19 protein-coding genes are annotated in these 23264 nt (G+C 39.5%); 16 read left to right on the top strand and 3 right to left on the bottom strand.

The features are described 5' to 3' along the window. Positions 1-19: 19 nt before the first annotated feature. The 4 genes from EHQ52_RS01895 to EHQ52_RS01880 all read left to right on the top strand — a co-directional run bounded on the left by EHQ52_RS01895 (position 20) and on the right by EHQ52_RS01880 (position 4695). Positions 20-475: a peptidylprolyl isomerase gene (locus EHQ52_RS01895; RefSeq protein WP_135613594.1), complete on the top strand. Its 456-nt coding sequence runs from the start codon at positions 20-22 to the stop codon at positions 473-475. Between the two features lie 124 nt (positions 476-599). Continuing rightward, a complete protein-coding gene (locus EHQ52_RS01890; RefSeq protein WP_135613593.1) occupies positions 600-2828 on the top strand; it encodes a PAS domain S-box protein in 2229 nt (742 codons plus the stop codon). Positions 2829-2830: 2 nt separating this feature from the next. Beyond that, a complete protein-coding gene (locus EHQ52_RS01885; protein ID WP_135613592.1) occupies positions 2831-3274 on the top strand; it encodes a response regulator in 444 nt (147 codons plus the stop codon). Continuing rightward, positions 3271-4695 carry a sensor histidine kinase gene (locus tag EHQ52_RS01880; RefSeq protein WP_135613591.1) on the top strand — a complete coding sequence of 475 codons (1425 nt, stop codon included), beginning with the start codon at positions 3271-3273 and terminating at the stop codon, positions 4693-4695. Before EHQ52_RS01885 ends, EHQ52_RS01880 begins: the two co-directional genes overlap by 4 nt. Here the strand turns inward: EHQ52_RS01880 and EHQ52_RS01875 are convergent. Continuing rightward, complete coding sequence (locus EHQ52_RS01875; RefSeq protein ID WP_135613590.1) at positions 4692-5162, bottom strand: four-helix bundle copper-binding protein; 471 nt, start codon at positions 5160-5162, stop codon at positions 4692-4694. The two genes, EHQ52_RS01880 and EHQ52_RS01875, sit on opposite strands and share 4 nt — an antisense overlap. A 178-nt stretch (positions 5163-5340) precedes the next feature. Here EHQ52_RS01875 and EHQ52_RS01870 point away from each other — a divergent pair, with 178 nt between their 5' ends. Both EHQ52_RS01870 and EHQ52_RS01865 read left to right on the top strand, forming a co-directional pair. Next, positions 5341-6378 (top strand): diguanylate cyclase, encoded by a 1038-nt coding sequence (locus tag EHQ52_RS01870; protein WP_135613589.1) that lies wholly within the window; start codon positions 5341-5343, stop codon positions 6376-6378. Between the two features lie 159 nt (positions 6379-6537). After that, positions 6538-6906 (top strand): hypothetical protein, encoded by a 369-nt coding sequence (locus tag EHQ52_RS01865; protein ID WP_208653433.1) that lies wholly within the window; start codon positions 6538-6540, stop codon positions 6904-6906. A 2-nt stretch (positions 6907-6908) separates the two neighbouring features. On the opposite strand, the gene EHQ52_RS01860 is transcribed toward EHQ52_RS01865, so the two are convergent. Continuing rightward, positions 6909-7682 (bottom strand): exodeoxyribonuclease III, encoded by a 774-nt coding sequence (locus EHQ52_RS01860; RefSeq protein ID WP_135613587.1) that lies wholly within the window; start codon positions 7680-7682, stop codon positions 6909-6911. A gap of 64 nt (positions 7683-7746) precedes the next feature. On the opposite strand from EHQ52_RS01860, the gene hisD reads away from it, so the two are divergent. The 10 genes from hisD to hisF are packed head-to-tail and all read left to right on the top strand — an operon-like array spanning position 7747 to position 21916. Continuing rightward, a complete protein-coding gene (gene hisD, locus EHQ52_RS01855; RefSeq protein WP_135613586.1) occupies positions 7747-9039 on the top strand; it encodes a histidinol dehydrogenase in 1293 nt (430 codons plus the stop codon). Next, entirely contained in the window at positions 9036-9887 is an 852-nt protein-coding gene (panC, locus tag EHQ52_RS01850; RefSeq protein WP_135613585.1) for a pantoate--beta-alanine ligase, read from the top strand. The genes hisD and panC overlap by 4 nt, the downstream gene beginning before the upstream one ends. Before the next feature lie 6 nt (positions 9888-9893). Then, positions 9894-13331: a transcription-repair coupling factor gene (gene mfd, locus EHQ52_RS01845; protein WP_135613584.1), complete on the top strand. Its 3438-nt coding sequence runs from the start codon at positions 9894-9896 to the stop codon at positions 13329-13331. A 50-nt stretch (positions 13332-13381) separates the two neighbouring features. Continuing rightward, a complete protein-coding gene (locus tag EHQ52_RS01840) occupies positions 13382-14122 on the top strand; it encodes a lipoprotein LipL31 (protein WP_135613583.1) in 741 nt (246 codons plus the stop codon). 22 nt (positions 14123-14144) lie between these two features. Next, a complete protein-coding gene (locus tag EHQ52_RS01835; protein ID WP_135613582.1) occupies positions 14145-14990 on the top strand; it encodes an undecaprenyl-diphosphate phosphatase in 846 nt (281 codons plus the stop codon). A 29-nt stretch (positions 14991-15019) separates the two neighbouring features. Continuing rightward, a complete protein-coding gene (locus tag EHQ52_RS01830; RefSeq protein WP_135613581.1) occupies positions 15020-17965 on the top strand; it encodes an LPS-assembly protein LptD in 2946 nt (981 codons plus the stop codon). A gap of 1 nt (position 17966) precedes the next feature. Beyond that, positions 17967-19382 carry an undecaprenyl-phosphate glucose phosphotransferase gene (locus EHQ52_RS01825; RefSeq protein ID WP_135613580.1) on the top strand — a complete coding sequence of 472 codons (1416 nt, stop codon included), beginning with the start codon at positions 17967-17969 and terminating at the stop codon, positions 19380-19382. A gap of 22 nt (positions 19383-19404) precedes the next feature. After that, the gene (gene gatC, locus EHQ52_RS01820; RefSeq protein ID WP_100709968.1) at positions 19405-19695 is read left to right on the top strand and encodes an Asp-tRNA(Asn)/Glu-tRNA(Gln) amidotransferase subunit GatC; all 291 of its coding nucleotides are present in this window, start codon (positions 19405-19407) and stop codon (positions 19693-19695) included. Beyond that, the gene (gatA, locus tag EHQ52_RS01815) at positions 19692-21152 is read left to right on the top strand and encodes an Asp-tRNA(Asn)/Glu-tRNA(Gln) amidotransferase subunit GatA (protein WP_135613579.1); all 1461 of its coding nucleotides are present in this window, start codon (positions 19692-19694) and stop codon (positions 21150-21152) included. Before gatC ends, gatA begins: the two co-directional genes overlap by 4 nt. Continuing rightward, complete coding sequence (gene hisF / locus EHQ52_RS01810; protein WP_135613578.1) at positions 21149-21916, top strand: imidazole glycerol phosphate synthase subunit HisF; 768 nt, start codon at positions 21149-21151, stop codon at positions 21914-21916. The genes gatA and hisF overlap by 4 nt, the downstream gene beginning before the upstream one ends. A gap of 173 nt (positions 21917-22089) precedes the next feature. Here hisF and EHQ52_RS01805 read toward each other — a convergent pair whose 3' ends face one another. Continuing rightward, the gene (locus EHQ52_RS01805) at positions 22090-23262 is read right to left on the bottom strand and encodes an esterase/lipase family protein (protein ID WP_135613577.1); all 1173 of its coding nucleotides are present in this window, start codon (positions 23260-23262) and stop codon (positions 22090-22092) included. Between the last annotated feature and the right edge of the window lie 2 nt (positions 23263-23264).

Genomic DNA, 23264 nt, shown 5'->3' with positions numbered 1-23264 from the left:
TTGGACTTTGAGGATATTTATGGCAACTGCTAAGTTTACCACCAACCGAGGGACCTTCTCCGTTTTATTGGAAGATGAAAAGGCTCCGATCACTGCCGGGAATTTCATCCAATTGGCTCAAAAAGGCTTTTATGATGGTCTGGTTTTTCACAGGATTATTGCAAATTTTATGATACAAGGCGGTTGCCCTCAAGGAACCGGAACTGGTGGACCAGGGTATAAGATCCAAGATGAATTTCATCCGGAACTTAAAAACAAAAAGTTTACTATCTCTATGGCGAATGCTGGACCGAATACTGGAGGCTCTCAGTTTTTCATCAATGTGAAAGATAATCTATATCTGGATAATCGCCATGCAGTTTTTGGTCATGTGAGTGCGGGAGAAGACATAGTTCAAACTATTTCCGAAACTCCTACTGCTCCGGGAGACCGCCCAGTCCAACCAGTGGTAATTGAGAAGATAGAGATCATCTAACGTATCCCTTATGGGGTATTTATTCCACAAACTCCACAAAAAGTCGAAATATGCTTGAAAATATCTATATTTCGCCATAATTAGAGCCCCCTGCCCGGAATTTTTATTCCGGGCGGATCTATTTATGGGTTCTCGTTCTCAAATATTATCAAATCAATCCGCTCCAGGAAATCCGAAATCCTTACTGGATTATATACTTTCCAATTCCCCCATCGTACTATTTTCCGCAGACGAGAATGGACTCATGAATTTTGCTTCTGGCAAGGCGTTAGACATGCTTGGCCTGGATTCAAGTGCATTCATAGGGACTAACTTTGTTCAACATGAATGGAACGCAGAATTAAGGGAAGAAGATGGAACCATCCGTCGCCTGGAACAAACGGATGCTTTAAAGTTAGTACTTTCAGGAAAAGAGATCAGTGCAGAGACGGTATTTTTAGGAAGGCATTTTTCAGTAAGGATCTCTCCTGCAATAGGAGAAGATGGAAAGGTCAGGGGACTCGTAGGAGTTTCTCTGGATATTACGGATCGTAAAATTGCGGAAGATATATTAGAAAAACGTACGATAGATTTTGAAACTTTAATCGGTGTATTACCTGTAGTTGTATTTTCCATTTCTACGGATGGAAGGATCATACTCGCTGACGGAAAAGGATTAGAAAGATTAAAGATCAATCCTAAAGATGTGGTAGGCAAAACCATCTTTGAAAGAGCGGGAAACCGCCCTGAAGTAATGGAAGCATTCTCTAAATCTCTTCAGGGAGAAGAGAGTATTTATCATACCAACCAAAATGGTCTTCTCTTGGAAACAAGAATGTATCCAAGGATCGGAAAGAACCGGCGTATCCAGGAAATATTAGGAATTGTTTATGATATTTCGGATCGAAAAGAATACGAAGATAGAATTCGCAAGAATGAAGAGAAGTATCGGAATTTATTCCAAAATAATCCTCAAATCATGTTCGTTTTTGAAAGATCTTCACTTAAGATATTAGCGGTAAACCAGACAGCTATCCAAACTTACGGATATTCTGAAAAAGAATTTTTAGAAAAAGGCGCAGAAGAACTCAGGCTTCCTGAAGAAAGAGAGTTTATGAGGGAGAAGATCAAAGGCCTCAAGCTCGGCCCGAATTTTTTTCCAGAAATGAAACATCTACGAAAAGATGGAAGTACTGTATATTTGGATATAGTTTCTTCTCCTATTCAGTTCCAGGAAACAGAGGCGGTTCTCGTTTCCGCGATGGATGTTTCCGAACGAGTGCGGATCAGTCGTGAGAACCGGTTCAATATGGAAGTCATTTCCCAGATCAACGACGCGATCATCGCTTTAGACGGTGATATGAAGATCACCTATTATAATAGTTATGCTGCAAAAATGTATGAGGTAGAAGAGGGGGAATGTTTAGGAAAACATTATACTTCTCTATTTGAAGAGGACTGGATTTCTGAGGAAAATTATAAAGCGGCCATGGAGGATTGGGAAAACTTAGGAGCTTCCAAAAGGGAACTCATTCATACATTAAGATCAGGCAAAAAGATCATGATCGAAAGTAATTTCAAAAAAATTAATGCAGAAGGTTATTTGGTTCCTGGTCTTATTATGGTAAACCGGGACATTTCTGAAAAAGTAGAATCCAGAAAATCATTGGAAGAAGCTCTCCAAGGTCTCGCAAAAACAAATAAGGAACTGGAACAGTTTGCATATATAGCATCTCACGACTTGCAAGAACCTCTTAGGACAATCGCAAGCTATCTTCAATTATTAGAGAGAAAATTCTCAGGAGAAATAAAACCTGAGATGAAAGAATTCATCCAAGTATCCGTAGAGGCCGCAAAAAGGCAACAGGGACTGATTGAGAGCCTTTTGAGTTATTCCAGAGTTGGTTCAGATTCTGTAAAAAAATCCAAAGGAGATCCGAATCTGATCCTGGACGAGGTCCAAAAAGATCTTTCTTCTGTAATTCAAGAAACTCACACAAATTTAGTTTTAGAAGGCCCTTTCCCGGAAGTGTATGCCGACCATGACCAGGTCAGGCGTTTATTCAGTAATCTAATCTCGAATGGGATTAAATTCCGTTCTCCTGCCAGGAACCCTGAAATCCATATCAAGGTAAAACATGTGCCCGGCGCAAATGTTTTTTGTGTCTCTGATAATGGGATAGGCATGGATCCCAAATACTTTGATCGTATTTTTATCATATTCCAAAAATTGCATACAAGGTCTGAATATCCAGGAACTGGGATAGGGTTGTCTATTTGTAAAAAGATCGTGGAGAATCACGGGGGAAAAATTTGGGTCCAGTCTTCTTTAGGAAAAGGGTCCGAGTTCTTTTTCTCTCTGCCTGAGGTTTAATCATGAATACTTCTTCTAAACAATATTTTGATATTCTTCTTGTTGAGGACAATCCCGCGGATGTTCGGCTTACTATAGAAGCGCTGAACGATCTTAAATCCGAAAAAAGACTTTTTGTGGCAAAAGACGGAGAAGAAGCGATCGACTTCGTAAAAGGAGAAGGTGAATTTGTAGGAGCAAGACGCCCAGACTTGATCTTATTGGATTTGAATCTTCCTAAAAAGAATGGATTAGAAGTTCTAGAAGAACTTAAATCAGATCCAGAATACAAAAGGATTCCAGTAGTGGTATTGACTACCTCTGGATCTGACAGAGATATTATTGCGACTTTTAACTTACACGCGAACTCATATATACAGAAACCGGTGGAATACGATAATTTTTTGGAAGCGATGGATACATTACGCATCTATTGGTTCAAAACTTCGAGGTTGCCTCCAAGATGAATGCAAGAGTTGTATCAGTCCGGGTGAAACAAATTTTAGTAGTCGAGGACAACGAGGATGATTCTCGTTTGTTCGAAATATTTTTGAAAGAAGCAGATCCTTCTGGGGTACGTTTGGAACATTCTCCCACAGTTGCAGATGCCTTAGAAGTATTAAGAGATCATGGAGAAGAGATAGATTGTGTTCTTCTAGATCTAACTTTGCCTGATAGTTTTGGCTTGGATGGTTTAGAAGCTATTAAAAAATCCTATCCTAAAATTCCGATCGTAATCTGTTCAGGGACCCAAGATGAAACGATTGCAATGGAAGCCTTGCAGTCAGGCGGCCAAGATTATTTGATCAAAGGTAAATTTGATTCTCATCTTCTATTAAGATCGATTCTTTATGCGATAGAAAGACAGGACATGTTGTCCAAGCTAGAAGAGCAGGCGTTCCTTATCAAAGAGAATGAAAAAAGATATAGACTTATTTTTGAACATAATCCTCATCCAATCGTTTTGTATAATTTTGACTGTGAAAGTGTCTTGGATCTAAACCAAGAAACAGAACGTATCTATGGTTATGATAGAGAAGAACTTCTTCATATGAAATTTTCAGATCTGTTTATTGGAGGTTCTGGAGAGCGTAGGCAATATTTGGCTCTTCATAATGGTAAAAATATTCCGGAAACTCATGTGCATAGATCCAAGGAAGGAACTCCTCTCCTAATGGAGATCACTTCTTATAGATTCCAGTTAGAAGGAAAGGAAGTGGTTCTTGCGATCTTAGTGGACATGACCAAATGGAAACAGTCTGAGGATAATCTAATCCAATCATTGAGAGATAAGGAAGCACTTCTGCAAGAAATCCATCATAGGGTAAAAAACAATCTGCAGATCATGGCAAGCCTTCTAAACCTGCAGGCAAATTATGCAAAGAATAAGGAAGTAACAAGAGAACTTAGAGATACGGAAAGTAGAATTTACTCCATGTCTTTAGTTCATAATGAACTTTATAATTCTAAAAATTTAGCTGAGATCGGCCTCGGTTCTTATGTGGATAAGTTACTCGATAATCTTTGGAATGTGTATGGGATCGGTTCTGAAATTGGCAGAATAGTAGATGTTGGAAATTTGAGTTTAGCTGTTGAGAAGGCACTTCCAATTGGAATGATGATCAATGAGATCGCTACAAATTCTATCAAATATGCGTATCCGGAAAAGAAGAAGGGACAGTTTTACATAAAAGCAAAATCCGGAAATGGGATATTCTATTTAGAAGTGGGAGACGATGGAAAAGGGATCCCGGATTATCCTCAGATTGAAGCCAAAGAGACCTTAGGTTTACAACTGATCCGGATCTTATCCAAACAGTTAAAGGCAAAATTGGACATCAATACTTCAGCTCCAGGAACCCGATTCCAGATAGAATTTGCGTATTAAGCTGCTAGTAATTTTTTGAATTCGGAAATACAAGCCTTACAAGCTTCTGAACATGCCTTACATTCTTCGTGGTGATCTGCATGTTTATCACATTGAGCCGCACATCTTTCACAAGACTCTAAGCAAATAGATGCTAATTTTTTAGTAGAAGCAGAACCCAAGGAAGACAATACAATGAATGCGTCACAAAGAGCTATAGTCTCTTCCACAGATCTAAGGCAATCTGCCATTTCTTTATGACCTTCTGCAAGCACGTCCACACACATATTGATGCAGACTCTACCTTTTAAAATACAAGCAGAGGAAGCTTCGATCGCTGTGCCTGGCACGGAAATTTTGTCTGCCTTCTTCTTTTTGGAAGCTTTTTTATCGCCGTGCTCATGTCCTAAAACGGAAGAACTCGCGAGTAGAGCCGCGGTAGTTGCACCCAGGCCAAGGATTTGTTTTCTAGATATTTTCTGTTCCAAAGGAACCTCCCTCGGGGCTCTAAATTATTCCAGAATCCGGTTTTCGTCGCCTGAAAATAGGTTGAAAACCCTAAAAAAAACCGCTTTCTTTTCGGAACTTTTAGAATAGGTTTGGAAAATTCTTCCCACGAAGTAGCTCTAATTGAAAAGACTCGTCGGATGAATTACACCAGTTAAAATGTTCGGACCAACGAAAGAAAAAAGCGAATCATCCGCAGCGATTGGCGAATCGGACAAAATTCTCATTCTGGACGATGCTCCAGAAAATTGCCTGCTCGTAGAAAGGATCCTTAAAAAAGCGGGATACGGAGATGTGATTTCTACCCAATCACCTGAAACAGCCTTGGAATGGTTAGGCCTACAAGGAAACCCAGAAAACAAAAAAGATATTTCACTTTTACTTTTGGACATTCTTCTTCCTGGAGGAATGAACGGTTTGGACATTCTACGCACCTTAAGTTCTAAGGAAGAATTTTCAGACCTACCTGTTATTATCATCACAGCAATCCATGATACCCAAACCTTAGAATCCGCATTTGAATTGGGCGCAATCGATTACGTTACAAAACCTTTTGATGCGCATGAGTTAAGAGCAAGGGTTCGTTCTACTTTGAGACTTCGCCATGAGATGCTCCAAAGAAAACAAAGAGAAAGAGATCTGGAAGAGATCACTGATAAACTTTCAGAAGCATACCAAACATTACTTAGAGTCTCAAGAACTGATGGTCTTTCTGGAATTTGGAACAGAAGATTTTTCGACGAGATCTTAGAAGTAGAATGGAAAAGAGCCTGCCGTTCTGAAAAACCGATCTCTCTACTTCTATTAGATATAGATTTTTTCAAAAAGTATAATGATACATACGGTCACCAAGCAGGAGATGAATGTATCCGCCAGGTCGCAGGGGTCTTAAAAAATACTGCAAGAAGAGCAGGGGATTTTCCTGCACGTTACGGCGGCGAAGAGTTTGCTGTCATTCTTCCTGAAACTGATGCAGAGAAAGCAATGCTTGTTGCTGAAAATATCAGGTCCAGGGTCCAAGAACTGAAGATTCCCCATGAAGCTTCTCAAACTTCTGAATTTGTTTCCGTCAGTATTGGGATCAGCACTCGTATGTCTGGAAAAGATAAGGACACCATAAAGTTTTTAGAAGAAGCAGACAAAGCCCTCTATAAATCCAAAGAAGACGGAAGAAATAGAAGCACTCACTTTAAATAATAGCAGTTTGCCTATGGTCTAGAATACTAGGGACCTAGGTCTTATTTCTCAATTTTTTCCACTATTGTCATGATTCTTCTGAATTTTTTTGATAAAATTGGAAATTTGTTTGCATCGCACTAAGTCTCATCTGTTATTAAACGATACATAGAGATAGAAATGGCTATATTGGATAAAATAGTACAGGAATTCAAAAACAGGTTTTTTGAGACCGTAAAGGTTCCAGTGCAGGTGCATTCTTCTTCCGGAGATTTTCAAGCAACTTGGGAAGGCATCCAAGGTACAGCGCTTAGCTTTACCCTGGATCGTTTTCATCCAGATCCGGAAGGAAGTAACGCTGTAATAGAGATACGTGTACCTTTTTGGAAGGAACCGTTATTATTTTCTGGAAAACTTTTGGATAAGAAGGTAGTGAAATCTAAATCTTCTGAAAGAATTACGGATACTGTTTTGGTATTCGAATCAGAACTTTCTGAATTTTTAAAAAAGAATCTTCCAAAGATAGATCTTACACTTCCTAAAAAGTAATTTTACTTTTTAGGAAGATCAACTTCTAAGATCATCGCTGCATGATCTGATAGGATTGGATCTTTTTTCACTGTGAGTTTTTTAAGTTTGGATTTAAGCTCAGGAGTCACAAAAAAGTAATCGATCCTCCAACCCTTATTATTCCCTCTCGCTCCAGCTCTAAAAGTCCACCAGGTATATTCCTGTTTATTCGGATATAATTCCCTAAAACTATCCACCCAGCCTGTAGAAAGAAATTTAGTCACCCAAGCTCTTTCTTCCGGAAGGAAACCGCTATTCTTTGCATTTCCTTTTGGATCATGTATGTCTGTTTCAGTATGAGCAATATTCACATCACCGCATAGGATGATATTGGAATGTTTCTTTTTTAACTTTGCAGAAATTTTTAGGAATTCTTCCAAAAATCTCATCTTGGCGGCTTGTCTCACGTCACCCGTGGTTCCGGATGGAAAGTAAACAGTCCATATAGCATATGAATCAAATTCAGCAAGTACACTTCTTCCTTCTTTATCAAATTCATCCAGGCCGAGTCCATAGGTCACTTTTTTAGGTTCTTGTTTGCTCCAAAGTGAAACTCCTGAGTAACCTTTTTTAACAGCTGAATGGAAGAACGCTTTGTATCCTAGTTTTTCCCACATTTCCGAACTGAGTTGGTCGGGTTGTGCTTTGGTTTCTTGGAAACAAACAAAATCGGGTTTTTCAGAAGAGATTACATCCCCCAGGCCCTTGCCCCAGGCGGATCGGATTCCATTGCAGTTCAGACAGAAAACTTTCATAGGTGTAAAAGAGTTCCCAGGATTTTCGGGATGCTAAGTCCGGGCAAAGAAAAAAAATGTCCGTATGAGCATTCGTATCAGGGAGATAGGCAAGGATTTTTCCTTAGAACCCATTCTCCAGAGAGCAAAGCAAGATCTAAATGACACTTTGGCCCTGGTACGTCCTATTTTGGAACAGGTCCGAGATGGTGGGGATAAGGCTGTTTATGAGCTTACCCAAAAATTCGACAAACTTAGGCCTGAAAAATTGGTTTATCCAGTCTCAGAATGGAAAGGAAATGCGGACCCAGAGCTTGTTGCCGCATTAGAAAAGGCAAAAGAGAATATTGAAACATTCCATAAGGCTCAAATTCCTTCCGACCTAGATGTAAAAGTTTCAGGAAATACATTAGGAATTCGTTATACTCCAATAGAATCAGTCACTGTATATGCTCCTGGTGGAAAGGCATTATATCCTTCTACCATTTTAATGGGAGTGATCCCTGCAAAGATTGCAGGTGTAAAACATATTCAGATAGTTACTCCTCCTCAAAAAGATGGGATTCCCGACGGATTATACGCTGCTGCTAAAATTGCAGGTGCAGATTCTATTGTAACAGTGGGAGGTGCGCAAGGAATTGCGGCGGCATCTTATGGAACGGAAACAATTTCTCGTTCTGAATTTGTGATCGGACCTGGGAATAAATTTGTGACTGCTGCAAAAGTTTTATTAAGCGGACAAGGAGTGATCGGAATAGACAGCCCCGCAGGCCCAAGCGAAGTCCTTGTGATCGCAGATATTTTCGCAAATCCGAACTGGGTGGCAGCAGATTTACTTTCCCAAGCAGAACATGGAGAAGATTCGGCCGCAATACTTTGTACTGATTCCATGGAGTTTGCTAAAAAAGTCTCGGATGAAATAGACAAGGCTCTAAAAGAAAGACCTAAAAGAGAGGCGATCAAAAGAGCCTCGATCGAGAACGAAAGTTGGATATTAGTATTTCCTAATTTAGATGAATGTGTAAACTTCTCTAATTTATATGCTCCTGAACATTTGGAGATCCAAACTGAAAACTATCTGGAATTATTTAAGAAGATCAGACATGCAGGTTCTGTATTTTTAGGACCTTATTCTCCTGTTGCTATGGGAGATTATATCAGCGGAACAAATCATATTCTTCCAACGGCTGGGGGAAGTCGGATCTTTTCTTCTTTAGGAGTTCTTACATTCTTAAAAAGAGTGACCTACCAAGAAGTGACCAGGGACTCTCTAGAAAAATTATATCCGTATGTAAAAGTTCTCTCCGAATTTGAAGGTTTGGATGAAGAACATGGAAATTCAGTAAAAGTGCGCCTTTCTCAAAACGGACAACCATGATCGTATCCAAGGATCCAAACGAAGTCAGAAACCAAATTCTCTCCTGGAAGTCCGAAAAACTTTCAGTGGGTTTTGCTCCTACTATGGGATTTTTGCATGAAGGACATTCGAATCTATTCGTTCGTTCTGCTGCCGAAAATGCAAAGACTGTAGTTTCTATTTTTGTAAATCCTGCACAATTCAACGATCCAGAAGATTACGAAAAATATCCGATCAATACGGAAGGTGATTTAGAAATTTGTAAATCGTCCAAGGTAGATTTGGTTTTTTTACCGGATAAGGATACAATGTATCCGGGTGGAATTCCAGCAGTAGAATTACGAATCCCTCATTTAATGAAAAATCTGGATGCTACAACTCGTCCTGGCCATTTTGAAGGTGTTCTTTTAGTTCTTTCTCGTTTGTTCCATATAATCCCAGCGGATCGTTCTTATTTTGGTAAGAAGGATTACCAACAATATTTGGTCGTAAAAGATTTTGTTCGAGCACTTGGATTTCCAATGGAGATCATTGGAGTGGATACAGTCCGCTCAAGAGAAGGTTTGGCCCTCAGTTCCAGAAACGCACGTTTGACCGGACCTGAAAAAGAAGAAGCTTTGCTTTTAATCAGAGCTTTGCGTTTAGGTGAGAGCCTGATCAAACAAGGAGAAAAAGATCCTGCAGAAGTCCTGAATGTGATGAGAGATGTTTTGGATTCTTCTTCTAAAATACAAACTGATTATCTGGAAATTTTGGATGCGAATACATTAGGAGAACTTCCTATTCTAAGAGGAGAAATCCTTCTCGCTGTTGCTGCCTTTTTGGGGCAGGTAAGATTGATCGATAATATAACCGTAAAGGGTTCTTAAATTAATATGGCTAAGTCTGTTTCCACTCAATCCGATTGGAAAAAATCTCTGGAAGATCTTTTCTCTTCTACAAAAGAGAATTCTAAAATTTCTTCTGTACCAAATTCAGTTCATTCTCTTCTATCTTCCGTTATCTTTCAGTCCCAGAAAAATTCTAAAATTGTAATCTCTCCCACAAATACTGAATCAGAGTTTTTATATAGAGAAAGTTTAAGTTATTTAGAGCCGGATCTCGTTTGTTATCTTCCTGGCCAGGAAGTTCTGCCTTACGAGTATATGCGTTATCCAGCGGAGATGAAAAGAGAAAGGATACAGGCCCTTGCTCGTATCTTGTCCGGGGAAAAAGTTTTAGTATTCACTTCTGTTTCAGGTTTTTTGAAAACTCTTCCAGAATCTTCTGCCCTGATGGAAAGATCCTTGTCTGTAAAGATAGGCCAAGAGATCCAACCCGAAAATTTAATGAGAGATCTTGTTCGGCTTGGTTATCACAGAGTGGATATGTGCCAGGCATTCGGCGAGTTCAGTTTGAAAGGTGGGATCTTAGATGTGTTTTCCTCCTTCTCCGCTGATCCTATTCGGATCGATTTTTTTGGAGACGATGTAGAATCTATTCGAACATTCGATCCTGAAACCCAAAGATCTTTGGAAAATTTGGAAGAAGCGTTTTTACTTCCTGCAGATGAATTCATTCTAACTGATTCTCAAAAAGAGAAATATAGAAACCTAATCATAAACGCAGATAAATCTTTGCATTTGCCAGAAATCCCTGATGATTCAGGCGGGACATATTATGAAGAATTGATCCCTATGGTTCGGGAGAATAAAGGAATATTATCTTTTTTTAAATCGAAACCAGGACTCGTTTTTCCTGACCCAAATGGAGCAAAAGAAAGATATTCTCATTTATTGAGAGAATATGACGCTCTTTATGAAAAAAGAAGTAAAGAGATCTTATGTGCTCCTCCTTCTGTCCTTTTAAGAGATAAAGAAGAATCAGAAATTTTAGAAAATCTAAGTGGTATCAAATTTACACAACTTCCGCCAAGCAAGGCAGAAGATCTGGTCTGTCCTTTGCATTCGGCTCCTTCTTTTAAAGGAAAGATCAGAGAAGTCCGCGAAAAAATAGGAGAATTGAAAGCGGAAGGTGAATGGAAGATCATTCTTACTTCTTCTTTTGAGGCACAAACACAAAGGCTTTTGGGACTTTTTGAATCAGAAGGAATTCGTTTATTAAACCAAGAAACATCCGAGCCAGAACCAATCCTTCTACCTAACAAATCTAAAGAAGAAGTGTATTTAGCAGTTTCTGAAATAAGGAACGGTTTCTTATGGGAAGAAGAGAAATTGATGTTCTTATCCGAAAACGATGTATTTGGAAGAGAATATAAACGTAAAACAAGGTTCAAAAAACAAAATAGCAAGGCCATCCAAAGTTTCCTAGACCTGAAAGAAGGGGACTTCGTAGTTCACGTAAACCACGGAGTTGGAAAATTCCTCAAAATAGAAAGAGTAAATGCGGGTGGAAAAGAAAGGGACTTTCTAAAATTAGAATACTATGGCGGTGATACGTTATTTGTTCCTTTGGATCAAATTTCTTTGGTCCAAAGATTTGTTGGCGGAACAGAAAGACCAAGATTAGATAGCCTTGGCAAAAGCACCTGGAAAAAAACAAAAGACAGAGTCCAAAAAGCAGTCGAAGGTCTTGCGGAAGATTTGGTCCATATGTATTCGAATCGGATCAAACTACAAGGGTATGCTTTTCCTCCAGACACAATTTATCAGGAAGAGTTCGAAGCAGAATTTGAATATGAAGAAACTCCAGACCAAATAGAAGCAATTGAGGCAGTTAAAAAAGATCTAGAATCTATAAAACCAATGGATCGTTTGATTTGCGGGGATGTTGGTTACGGAAAAACAGAAGTTGCGATCCGAGCAGCGTTTAAAGTTGCAATGGCCGGTAAACAGATCCTAATGCTTGCGCCAACTACGATCCTTGCCTTACAACATTATAATAATATGAAAAAGAGATTCGAGAATTATCCAATCACTGTGGAACTCGTTTCTCGCCTTAGAACTGCAGCAGAAACCCGAGACGTTCTGAAACGTTTCGCTTCCGGAAAAGTGGATATGCTTATCGGAACTCATGCTGTTTTAGCAAATTCTGTCCAGCCTAAAAATCTGGGACTTCTTATCATAGACGAAGAGCAAAGATTTGGAGTGAACCATAAGGAATCCATTAAGAAGATCAAAAACCTTGTGGATGTTCTGACTTTGACTGCAACTCCAATCCCTCGAACTCTTCATATGGCTTTGACCGGGATCAGAGAACTTTCTATCATTGCAACTCCTCCTAAAAATCGACAAAGTGTGGAAACATATGTGATCGAAGAGGATGAAGAAGTCCTAAGAGATGCAATTCGCACGGAACTTGCAAGGGAAGGACAAGTATTCTATCTTTATAATAGAGTAGAATCTATTGAACAAGAGACTAAAAGATTAAACGAAATTGTACCAGAGGCCGCCATCGGTGTTCTTCATGGCCAGATGACTGAGGACGAGATCGAAGAAACTCTTGTAGATTTTTATGCACGCAAATTTGATATTTTAGTTACTACTACCATCATTGAATCTGGGATAGATATCCCAAATGTGAATACTCTGATCGTTAAAAGAGCGGACTTATTCGGACTTTCTCAGCTTTACCAGATCCGAGGCAGGGTAGGAAGAAGTGACCGAAAAGCGTTTGCATATCTTCTTCTTCCTAAGGACAGAGTGGTGACTGAAGATGCGGAAAAACGTCTGAACACTATCTACGAATACCAAGAACTCGGCTCCGGATTTAAGGTTGCGATGCGTGACTTAGAGATCCGAGGTGCAGGAAATCTTTTAGGTAAAGAACAATCCGGAGATATCATGGAAGTCGGCTTCGATCTGTATGTGCAGATGTTGGAAGAAGCAATTGCAAGGATTAAAGGAGAAGAAGTAAAAATTGAAGTAAGGACTGCTATCAATTTGGATTCTAACTTCTTCATTCCTGAATCTTATATACCAGATACAAGACAGAAAATAGAATTTTATAAACGATTCGAAGGTGCAAGAGACCTGGATGAAATAGAAGAAGTCACTCAAGAAATGACGGATCGTTTCGGTGAACCTCCAGAAGAAGCAAAAACTTTCTTAATGTTGGAGAAAATCAGGACCTTGGCTTCTGTTTTGGGATTCGAATCTGTATCTGAGCTCGGGGAAGAGATCCGACTAAAATTGGGAACACATTTCTTAGGCAGTTATGACAAAATCGTAAACTTGATTTCCGCTCGGATGGGTCTTACAATGAACCCAAGAGAACCAAATGTTCTTCTATATGTTCCCGGGAAGGCCAACCAAAAGGACAAACTTGTGAAACTTGTGTACTTCTTAACGGAAATGTTACCCGACAAAAAGTAATGGACGCCAGGCCCGGTTCTCCTATTTTTTGCGTAGGAATTCCAACACAGATGAAACGGCTATATTTCTCCCTCACTTTACTCTTATCTTTTTTCTCTTTCGCATATTGTGGAGACGGGACTCCAGTTATTGAGTCCATCGACGGCAATAAAATTACCATTTCAAGTTTTGAAAGTGCACTTGATACTGCTTTAGATTCATTAAGCCGTACTCAAAACATTGAAAAGAAGAACGTAATTAAATTTTTGTTTATCGAAGAAGAAAGCAAAGTGCCTCAAGCATTTTTGCAACTTCGCCCTGAGTTTAAGAAAAGAAGATTTTTCGATCGTTACCATGAGATGATGGTTGTAAAATCTGCAGCAGACAAAAGTGGATTTAGCAAAAGATCCGATATTAAAGAAATCTTAAAGTTCCAAGAAATGCAATTGATCTATGGAATGTATATTGCTGAGCAGATCGAATCCAGGATCAAAATTTCTGAGCAAGATTTAGCACAAGGTTGTCAAGAGCTTCGGACTAAATACAAACAAGCTGAGTCTTTAACTTTAGAGCAATGTTATGACGCTGCAAGAGCTCAGATCAAGGGAAGAAAATCTGAAGAAATTTATAAATCAGTATTAGATAGAATCAAAGAAACTGTCGCTATTAAACATAACGAAAAGTTTGATCTGGAAAAATATCTGGATAAAGAATTTTCTATCCCTGGTGTTAACAAGGTAGAGGCTCCAGCACCGGAGACAACGACTTCGACGCCAGCGCCTGAAGCTGCTCCTGCAGCAGAAACTAAGTAAAAATAGAAATTTTTTAGGCGATTTGAATTCATATCTAAATGCAATCTTCCGTAGCGTAATTGAAGCGATTACGGAATTCTTACCGGTGTCCTCCACAGGACACCTTTTCTTATTCTCCTCCTTTTATCCATTTTCAGAGGGAGCTGACTTCGACGACTTATTCGATATATTTATCCAAAGTGGAGCGATCCTCTCTGTAGTCGTTCTATACCGGGAGAAGTTTTTAGAGCAGGGAAGATCGGCAGTACGTTACCTTCTCCGCAAAGAAGAAAACAAGGAAGGATTCCTTTTCTTAACAAGAGTTACGATTGGATTTTTGCCTATCTTGGCTGCTGGATTTCTATTCAGAGGATTTTTAGATAAGATCAAAGCGAGAGAAGATATCTTGGCGATCTTGGGAGGAGCTTGGCTTATTGGAGGAATTCTGATCTTAGCTTCAGAGTTCTGGTTCCAAAAAAGAGAAAAGATCAAAACGAGTGAACCTATCGGAATGAAGGATGCTATCCTGATCGGTATCTTCCAATGTTTAGCTTTGGTTCCTGGAGTTTCCAGATCCGGAGCGACAATCGTAACTGCCAGATTTTTAGGAAAAGACACCAGAAGTTCTGCTGAGTTTTCCTTCTTCGTTGCGGTTCCAGTTTTATTCTTGGCAAGTGCTTATAAATTATTCAAACATAGGTCAGTGCTAAATTTGGAGAATTTGCCGATCTTGGGTTTGGGTTTTGTTCTATCCTTTTTACTTTGTTTTTTCGTGATCAAATGGTTCCTAAAATACCTACAAACCCATTCTTTTACCGGATTCGGCTGGTATCGGATACTTCTTGGGATCTCAGTGCTTTCTTTCTACAAATTAGTGATGCAGGGCTGACCCGACACAATAGTGTGGCTTAGATCGGAATGCGCCCCTGGATCCGAAATTGTCTATTTTTACTTTTTTTGCCTACCTTGCTTTGGGGGCAACCGGTCGACCTAGGCCCTAAGGGTCCTGGGGCCGATGCGAACTCTGAAGACGATACCCAAAGGTCTGTTGTTAAGACCAGAAACCGCCTTTTAAACAAATCCATCGAAGTACTTAGCGAAAGAGAAGTAGATGAGCAGTTGGAAAACCTGGGTCTTTCCAGAGAAGGTTCCATCTACACCAGACGTAAAAGATTAAAAGCTGCTTTAGGGGAGAAGGAAGATAATAAACCCGATCTCGCCGCGTTAGCCGGAACTGCGAAAAAAGATCTCCCGATGGTAATCGAGAACGCCGCCGAAGGTGAGCTCATGAGAGTGGACCAAACCAAGGGCGGAGTTTTGGTTCTAAGAGGTAGAGTTCGTATCAAGCTTAGATCCGGAACTCTAGAAGCAGAAACTATCTCTGTGGATTCAGATCGCCAAGAAGTGTACGCAGAAGGCGGGATCAAATTCGAAGATGGCCGAGCTAAGATCACTGGAGATAAATTCATCTACGATTATAGATTGGATAAAGGTGTTGTCTATAATACAAAAGGTACAGTTGCACCTGCTTATTTCTTCGGTGAAAAAATCAAAAAATTAGATGATAAACGTTATATGTTGGAGATGGGGTATTTCACAACATGTAATGCTGAAAAACCGCATTATTCTTTCAAAGTAGATAAGGTAGTTCTTTATCAGGATAGAACAGTTGTAGGAACTAATGTTCGATTCCAGGTAGGAGGTACAACAGTATTTTGGCTTCCATTCTTCTATAATAATAACCTGGGGAACGGTTGGACCACCCAAGCAGGTAAGAACAATACACAAGGTTTATTTATCCAAAACTCATTGCAATGGTCCACTATTCCTAGTACGTCCTGGACCCCAATGGGTTACAAAGCCAGAGCGGACTTCTACGAAAAGACAGGACAAGCCTTCCAACTGGAAATGTGGAGGCAAAGTACTAATCTAAACTATTTGATAGATATAGGTTTTGCAAATCACAAGGCCTACCAGATTACTTCCGGTTTTGAAGATAGATTTGCAAATTATGGTCTCGGAACAAGTGCAGTTACCAATCAAGTGGATAAGGGAAATTATTGGGGGACCAATATTCCTAATATTGGGGAGGATAGAGATCCTTGGTGGAAGGGTAGAATATTCTTAAATTCTAAAATGAATAATACGGAGAAGGATGTTACACGAAATCTTTCCGTTCAATATGAGAATTTTACAAATCGTTTATTCGAATACGAATACGGGAATAGATACCAACCAAGTAATAGTTTACAGTCATTATATACGTTCAGAGATGTTCGTTATGGTTATGTTCGTAACAACTTAGAGTGGAAATTGGATTATACGGAGAATAGGGGAGACCTTTCCGTTAATATCAACATGAAGAGAAATATGCTCTTCTATAACCTTTCTCCTCTTACCAAGTCTGGTTATTTCCCTACAGTGGATGTTCTTCCATCCGTTACGATCAAGAATAGTTCTGAGATTGCAAGACTTCCTTATTTCGAAACCCCAGTGTACTGGGATGTGTATTTAACAAATACATTGATGAGATTTTATGGAGTTCCTACCCAAGAGAAATTGAAAATACCTACCTCCGATGGAAGTTATGATAATCCAAACGGAGACTATAAAGATAATGTTCTAAGGACCCAAAACTTTTTACAAGGTGAGACTGGGTTTAGGACTTCTATGAATTTTGGAAGTTATGTGTCTTTGGCTCCGAGTGTTTATTATGGTGCTAAAAAACAATCTGCTCAATTGCCTGCGGGAAGTTCAGATACTGTTAATACGAATTTCACTTCCTTGGAAAGAAGTTTATCAAGGGATAGTTATCAATACTTTAGAACAAACACCAATTTGAGAATTGGTGCTCCTGTCCTGTTTTTTAATACAACTTATCGTAAATTAGAAGCGGAGAAGCCTGAATTGCAGGATCCAATTCTGATGAAAAATCGTCAGCATGAGTTGGAACTTTCTTTGGAAAGTTATGCTCTTGAGAATTTTGAAATTTCTCTTAAAACAATTCGAGATCTCAGGACTTTTTCAGATGAATACCAACCTCAACCTACAAGCCAGGAGAGATGGTATTATACAGTATTCCGTTTTGCAGGTTATATTGACTTCTTAGATGGATTTAGCAAACGAAAGAGAACTCTTTTAGAAAGAAAGAGAAGTTTTTACACAGGAATATTCTTTAATAACGATTTTGTGTATCATACACCTCTGCATCGTCCTTTATCCAATAACTTCACTCTTTCTTACAAGATGGGAGGCTTTAGGCTTCCATTCTTGAGATATATTCGTGAGCTGGAAGTCGGCGGGACCTGGTATCATATCTATTATGCTTCTATGATGGACAATTATAGGATCTATGCTAAGGCAAGTATAGATATCACAAGAGAGTTTGGTATTGAGGCAGAAATAGATTCTAGGGTTACTGAACCTTGGAGATACACAAACCAAACGGATAATTATTATTACCAAAGATATATTTTGAATACCGATCCAACTTCTCCATTTACTTCGATGAATATGAATCCTACGAATTTAGGTCAGGATATTATCAATGGTTCTGGGATTAATGGAACCCAAGCAAGACAAAACACCGCTATGAATGTCAACCGTGCAATGGCGGTCTTAAAATATAATCTTCACACTATGAATTTCAGATTAGGTCTAAGTAGTGATCTTAGATCTGTGCCTGGAGGAACTACTGGTGCAAGTCAGGTGACTTTTTACGACCAGTCTATATTCTTCTCCATATCTTTAACGGATTTCAGTTTAGGCCAGGAAGATTCTTCCCAACTTTCCAGGATCCGTCTATTTAGATTTAGAAAACGTCCTCTTAGAGCAGGTTACACAGAAGGAGTCGAGTCGGAATAATATGCTGAAAGAGAGAAGCCAAACTTTTAAATTATTATTCGTCTTCTTGGACCTGATCTTCTCGTTGGGAAGTTGTGGTTTCGCATTCCTACTTCGTTTTTATGTAGGAGATCCAACAGGAATAGATAGATCTTATATTGATCTAGAAAGTTATTTTATATTAGGCTCTGTACTTTCCGTTTCGCAAGTAATCGTTTTCTTATTCATAGATCTATATCATCCAAGAAGAGGTTTATCTTTCTTAGATGAGTTCCTTGCAATTTTTGGAGGAGTGTTCTTAAATTTACTCTTCGTGTTATCCATGTTATTCTTCTTTAGAGGAGATTTTGGAAGCGAAAGATTTTCTCGTTCTTTCATTTTAGTTTTTGCAGGAACAAATATCTTTTCGATCGGGCTTCTTCATCTTCTCGCCCGCCAATTCCTAAGATATCTGAGAAGCAAGGGATATAATTTACGTAGGGTACTTGTGATTGGAACAAGAGAAACCGCGGCTCGTTTTGCGGACTCAGTGCAAAGACATCAGATCTATGGATATCAGATCATAGGTTATGTAAGTTCAGGAAGTTCAAAGGCAATTCGCAAGGATATGGTGCTTTTAGGAAAGACGGACAAGATCGAAAAAGTTTTGTCTGAGATCAAACCTGATCTGGTTGTTTATGCTTTGAATAATGCAGAAGGAGACTGTCTGGAAACAGTTTTAGATGCATGTGATACAGAAGGTATCGACTTAAAAGTGATCCCTGGCTTCCAAGAGTTTATTAAGGCAAAAGGAAGAGTGGATGAGATGGACGGTCTTCCCGTTATTTCCATCCGAAATATTCCTGTACGTTTAGGTTATAATCGAGTTATCAAAAGAAGTTTTGATATTCTATTCTCTCTTTTCTTCATCATTCTTTTTTCACCGGTATTTTTGATCATTGCTCTACTGATCAAATTAACTTCTAGAGGTCCTGTATTCTATCACCAAGAAAGAGTAGGGCTGGACAATAAAAGTTTTAAGATGCTTAAGTTTAGAAGTATGGTTGTCCAGACCAAGTCCCAGTCAGAGACCACGTGGACTGTCCAAAATGATCCAAGAGTGACCACGATTGGTAAGATCCTTCGTAAGACCTCCCTTGACGAAATACCTCAGTTTTTTAATGTGCTTTTAGGAGATATGTCCGTGGTGGGTCCAAGACCCGAAAGACCTCATTTTGTCGAAAAATTCAAAACGGATCATAGACATTATATGAGAAGGCATGCGGTCAAGGCTGGAATTACTGGTCTTGCGCAAGTGCAGGGTCTTAGAGGAGACACTTCTATCGATGATAGAATTGATGCGGATATCTACTATATAGAAAACTGGTCTCTTTGGTTGGATATTAAAATCATCCTTCTTACACCTTTAAAGGGTGTGATGGATAAGAACGCCTATTAAGGGAAAAAGGAGAACGAAGGCCGTGAACCTAAACGAAGAATCCCTTCAAAAAATCGCAGAGTTATCTAGGCTCAAAATAGATCCTAAGGATATCCAAAACTTCCTTACGGATTTTAACAAAGTATTGAATTATGTGGATACGATCACTGAGTTAAATGTGAGTTCTGTATCTGATGAGGACTTATATCCGAACGAAGGAAATTCAGTTCGCCCGGATAAAGCGGCAGAAGGTTTAAGCCGTTCTCAGATAGAATCCTTCGCCCCTAGTTTCCAAAACGGATACTTCGTGGTTCCAAAGGTGATCGAAACATGAAAGAACTTTGGAAATTAAAATATTCTGATATTAAAAAAAGTTTAAATTCAGGAGAATTTACTCCTACAGATTTAATCCAATCTTTGATCTCTCGTATAGAGGCAGAAGATTCTAAAATTAAAGCATTTCTTTCTTGGGAAAAAGAAAGTATCTTAAAGGCTGCTGCGGAAAGTACTGAAAGAAGAAAATCAGGCAAACCTCTCTCCGAATTTGATGGAATTCCAATCGGAGTGAAAGATAATATTTGCATTGAGAATACGATCACTTCTTGCGCTTCTAAAATTTTAGAAAATTATCGTTCTCCATTTCATGCGACTGCTATTGAAAAACTTTTAGCAAAAGGTTTTGTTCTTATTCCAAGAGCGAATATGGATGAGTTTGCTATGGGTTCTTCTACAGAGAATTCTGCTTATCAGGTAACTAAAAATCCATTTGATACTGCGAGAATTCCAGGTGGATCCTCAGGAGGATCGGCTGCAGCGGTTGCTGCTTCTTTTGTGCCTGTTGCACTTGGTTCTGATACTGGAGGGTCCGTTAGGCAGCCTGCATCTCTTTGTGGGATTTATGGTCTAAAACCAACTTACGGAACTGTTTCCAGATATGGACTCGTGGCTTATGCCTCTAGCTTGGATCAGATCGGTCCATTGTCCAAAGATATCGACGGTATTATCGACGTGTATTCAGTAATCTCTGGTAAAGACCAGAGAGATGCTACTTCTAAAAATATTCCTGCATTCGATCCTTCTAAGGTAAAAGAACTTCCTTGGAAAGGTTTGAGAATAGGGAAGATGAAAATCACTTCTGAGATTGAACCTGATATTGCAAAAGCATATGAGTCTCTTTTAGCGGAGTTAGAATCGAAAGGTGCTCAACTTGTGGACCTGGATTTTTCTCTTCTATCTAATTCTATTCCGATCTATTATATTATCGCTACTGCAGAATGTTCCTCAAATCTTTCTAGATTTGATGGGATCCGTTTTGGACAAAGAAAAGATCCAAGCGGTAAACTGGAAGATCTATATGTAACAAGCAGAAGTGAAGGTTTTGGTAAAGAAGTCCAAAGAAGGATCTTACTCGGAACATTCTCCTTATCTGCTGGATATTACGATGCGTATTATGGAAGAGCACAGAAAGCTCGTGTTCTGATCAAAAAAGAATACGAAAGTTATTTTTCTAAAGTGGATCTAATCCTTCAGCCGACTTCTCCTACAACTGCATTCAAAGTGGGGGAAAAAACCTCTGATCCGATCCAAATGTATAAGGCAGATATCTTAACTACTTCTGTAAATTTGGCTGGAGTTCCTGCAATGTCTGTTCCGATCGGGACTGATTCCAAAGGACTTCCGATCGGTTTACAGATCACTGCTCCTGCTCTGCATGAAGATAAAATATTCGGTTTTGCTAAAATGATCTCTGACTGGGCTTCTAAGGTTCAGTTGCCTGAAACGATCAAATGAGTGAACTCGCCGCGAGAATTATTCCCTGCCTGGACATCAAAGACGGCAGGGTAGTCAAAGGAGTGAATTTCGTAAATCTTGTGGATGCGGGAGATCCAGTTGAGTCTGCAGTCGTTTACGAAAAAAATCTCGCGGACGAGTTATGCTTCTTAGACATCACAGCTTCTAGCGACAAACGAGATATTTTAATCCATTTGGTAGAAGCAGTTGCAGAAAGGATATTTATCCCTTTCACTGTTGGTGGAGGAATTCGCACATTAGATGATGTGAAAGCGGTTTTAGAAAAAGGAGCAGATAAGGTTTCCATTAATACTGCTGCTTTCCAAAATCCGGACCTTCTTCGTGCCTCCTCAGAAATTTACGGTTCGCAATGTATCGTATGCGCAGTAGATGTAAAATTCCATCCAGACAGACAAAGATATGAAGTGTTCCTACACGGCGGAAGAACTGAAACAGGACGAGACGCACTCGATTGGGGAAAAGAAGCCCAGGAGAGAGGCGCTGGAGAAATTTTGCTCACATCCATGGATCGTGATGGAACTAAAAAGGGTTTCGATATCCAACTTCTAAAATCATTTTCTTCTAATTTAGAAATTCCTATTATTGCAAGTGGTGGAGCCGGAAATCCGGAACATATGGTAGAAGCAATCCTAAGAGGAAAAGCAGATGCAGTGCTCGCAGCATCCATTTTTCATTTTGGAGAATTTACTATCAGAGAGACCAAAGAAAATATGCAAGAAATGGGGATCAAAGTCAGACTCTAATAGGAGTGCGACCGGAATTTGGAATCCACATTCCGCTATTTTAGTGCGCGAATCAAGCTTGCTAAATTGAGAATTTCGTGATATAGAGCCGGGAGGCAATTCTCCCACGAGCCACTCCCCACCACCCAAGATTCGGGCGGGGGCCGCCCCGATCCCCAAATCTGTTGGAGTTCCTACAACCCACTCACGATTAAAAAAACTTCATTGAACACATTATCAAAATGTGTTTTTACAGCTGTCAGTCCACCAGCTTGCCCGCCCTCATTCCTAAAAGACATTTGAGAATGATCCATATTCGAAACAGTATGATCGAACCCCGCTCTTCCATTCAAGAGCGCAGAATCTAAAGGAACAATTCCGTCCGATTGAGTAAACATTGGATCTCCATTTGTGATTACAACACAAGCCGCTCGATAGGTAGCAGCATGGTCAGTGTCGCTGCAATTTCCAGAGCCCATATTACCGCCGTAAACAGTTGTAATGGAGTCTTTGGAAGTATTTGCGATCATACTTTCTAAAAAGAAGTTAAACGCTTGGTCGGTCCCATCCGTGATGGGAGGGTTGATCGCAGTCACTCCGGAACTGATCCCGTTCGTATAGGCAAGACCTTGTCCGCCGGGAGTATCTGTCATAAATTTGATGATTGTTCCTATCGAACTCAAATTTCCGGTATATTGTGGTGAAGAGTATGGAGATCCATAATAAGGAGTTCCTAAGCTTACAATATGATCTATCACGTCCTCAGTATTATTTGCATGTTGGATTGCAGCTCTGGAAACTAATCCTCCCATCGAGTGAGCCACGACAACGACCTTATCAGAAGAGTTAAATGCAGCATTTAAGGAATCTATAAATCTTCTTCCGTTTACTTCGATGTAATCGGAAGTTCTATAGGTAAAAACATATATTTCAAAATTATCATATACGCTCCCTGTATAGTTGCTGGGAGGTGTTGCATTATCGGTAACAAATGCAAGCCCTTGGTTCCAGGTCCCAAGTAGGTTTGTTACTTTTTTATTAAAATCAGTAGGAGGATCTGTTTGCCTTTCTGCAAAATCCCAACCATGTATGAATACTATCTTAGGTCTGTTATCCCTCTGAAAATAAGGGTCTTGGAAATATAGAGGAGAAAGATTTTCAGGCTGCAAGTTAGGGATCACAGTAGAAAATTTATACAGAGCGTGGTTCTGTTCTGCAAAGAAACCAGAGATGAGATAATCCTTAAGCTGGTCTCCTAATGATTTACTGTCAGAAGGGGTGATTCTGTCCTGGAGATACTCACAATTCCCAAAAGATAGAATTGTAAAAAATAAGAACAGAGTTCTGAAGGATAAAAATCTTTTCATGC

Origin of the sequence: Leptospira koniambonensis, assembly GCF_004769555.1 — a bacterium.
Taxonomy (GTDB): Bacteria; Spirochaetota; Leptospiria; order Leptospirales; family Leptospiraceae; genus Leptospira_B; species Leptospira_B koniambonensis.
This window is presented reverse-complemented; position numbering and strand designations above follow the sequence as displayed.

Bases quoted from the DNA above. Each gene is read 5' to 3' on its own strand.
- EHQ52_RS01895 (WP_135613594.1), top strand. From the start codon at position 20: ATGGCAACTGCTAAGTTTACCACCAACCGAGGGACCTTCTCCGTTTTA.
- EHQ52_RS01890 (WP_135613593.1), top strand. From the start codon at position 600: ATGGGTTCTCGTTCTCAAATATTATCAAATCAATCCGCTCCAGGAAAT.
- EHQ52_RS01885 (WP_135613592.1), top strand. From the start codon at position 2,831: ATGAATACTTCTTCTAAACAATATTTTGATATTCTTCTTGTTGAGGAC.
- EHQ52_RS01880 (WP_135613591.1), top strand. From the start codon at position 3,271: ATGAATGCAAGAGTTGTATCAGTCCGGGTGAAACAAATTTTAGTAGTC.
- EHQ52_RS01870 (WP_135613589.1), top strand. From the start codon at position 5,341: ATGTTCGGACCAACGAAAGAAAAAAGCGAATCATCCGCAGCGATTGGC.
- EHQ52_RS01865 (WP_208653433.1), top strand. From the start codon at position 6,538: ATGGCTATATTGGATAAAATAGTACAGGAATTCAAAAACAGGTTTTTT.
- EHQ52_RS01860 (WP_135613587.1), bottom strand. From the start codon at position 7,682: ATGAAAGTTTTCTGTCTGAACTGCAATGGAATCCGATCCGCCTGGGGC.
- hisD (WP_135613586.1), top strand. From the start codon at position 7,747: ATGAGCATTCGTATCAGGGAGATAGGCAAGGATTTTTCCTTAGAACCC.
- panC (WP_135613585.1), top strand. From the start codon at position 9,036: ATGATCGTATCCAAGGATCCAAACGAAGTCAGAAACCAAATTCTCTCC.
- mfd (WP_135613584.1), top strand. From the start codon at position 9,894: ATGGCTAAGTCTGTTTCCACTCAATCCGATTGGAAAAAATCTCTGGAA.
- EHQ52_RS01840 (WP_135613583.1), top strand. From the start codon at position 13,382: ATGAAACGGCTATATTTCTCCCTCACTTTACTCTTATCTTTTTTCTCT.
- EHQ52_RS01830 (WP_135613581.1), top strand. From the start codon at position 15,020: ATGCGCCCCTGGATCCGAAATTGTCTATTTTTACTTTTTTTGCCTACC.
- EHQ52_RS01825 (WP_135613580.1), top strand. From the start codon at position 17,967: ATGCTGAAAGAGAGAAGCCAAACTTTTAAATTATTATTCGTCTTCTTG.
- gatA (WP_135613579.1), top strand. From the start codon at position 19,692: ATGAAAGAACTTTGGAAATTAAAATATTCTGATATTAAAAAAAGTTTA.
- hisF (WP_135613578.1), top strand. From the start codon at position 21,149: ATGAGTGAACTCGCCGCGAGAATTATTCCCTGCCTGGACATCAAAGAC.
- EHQ52_RS01805 (WP_135613577.1), bottom strand. From the start codon at position 23,262: ATGAAAAGATTTTTATCCTTCAGAACTCTGTTCTTATTTTTTACAATT.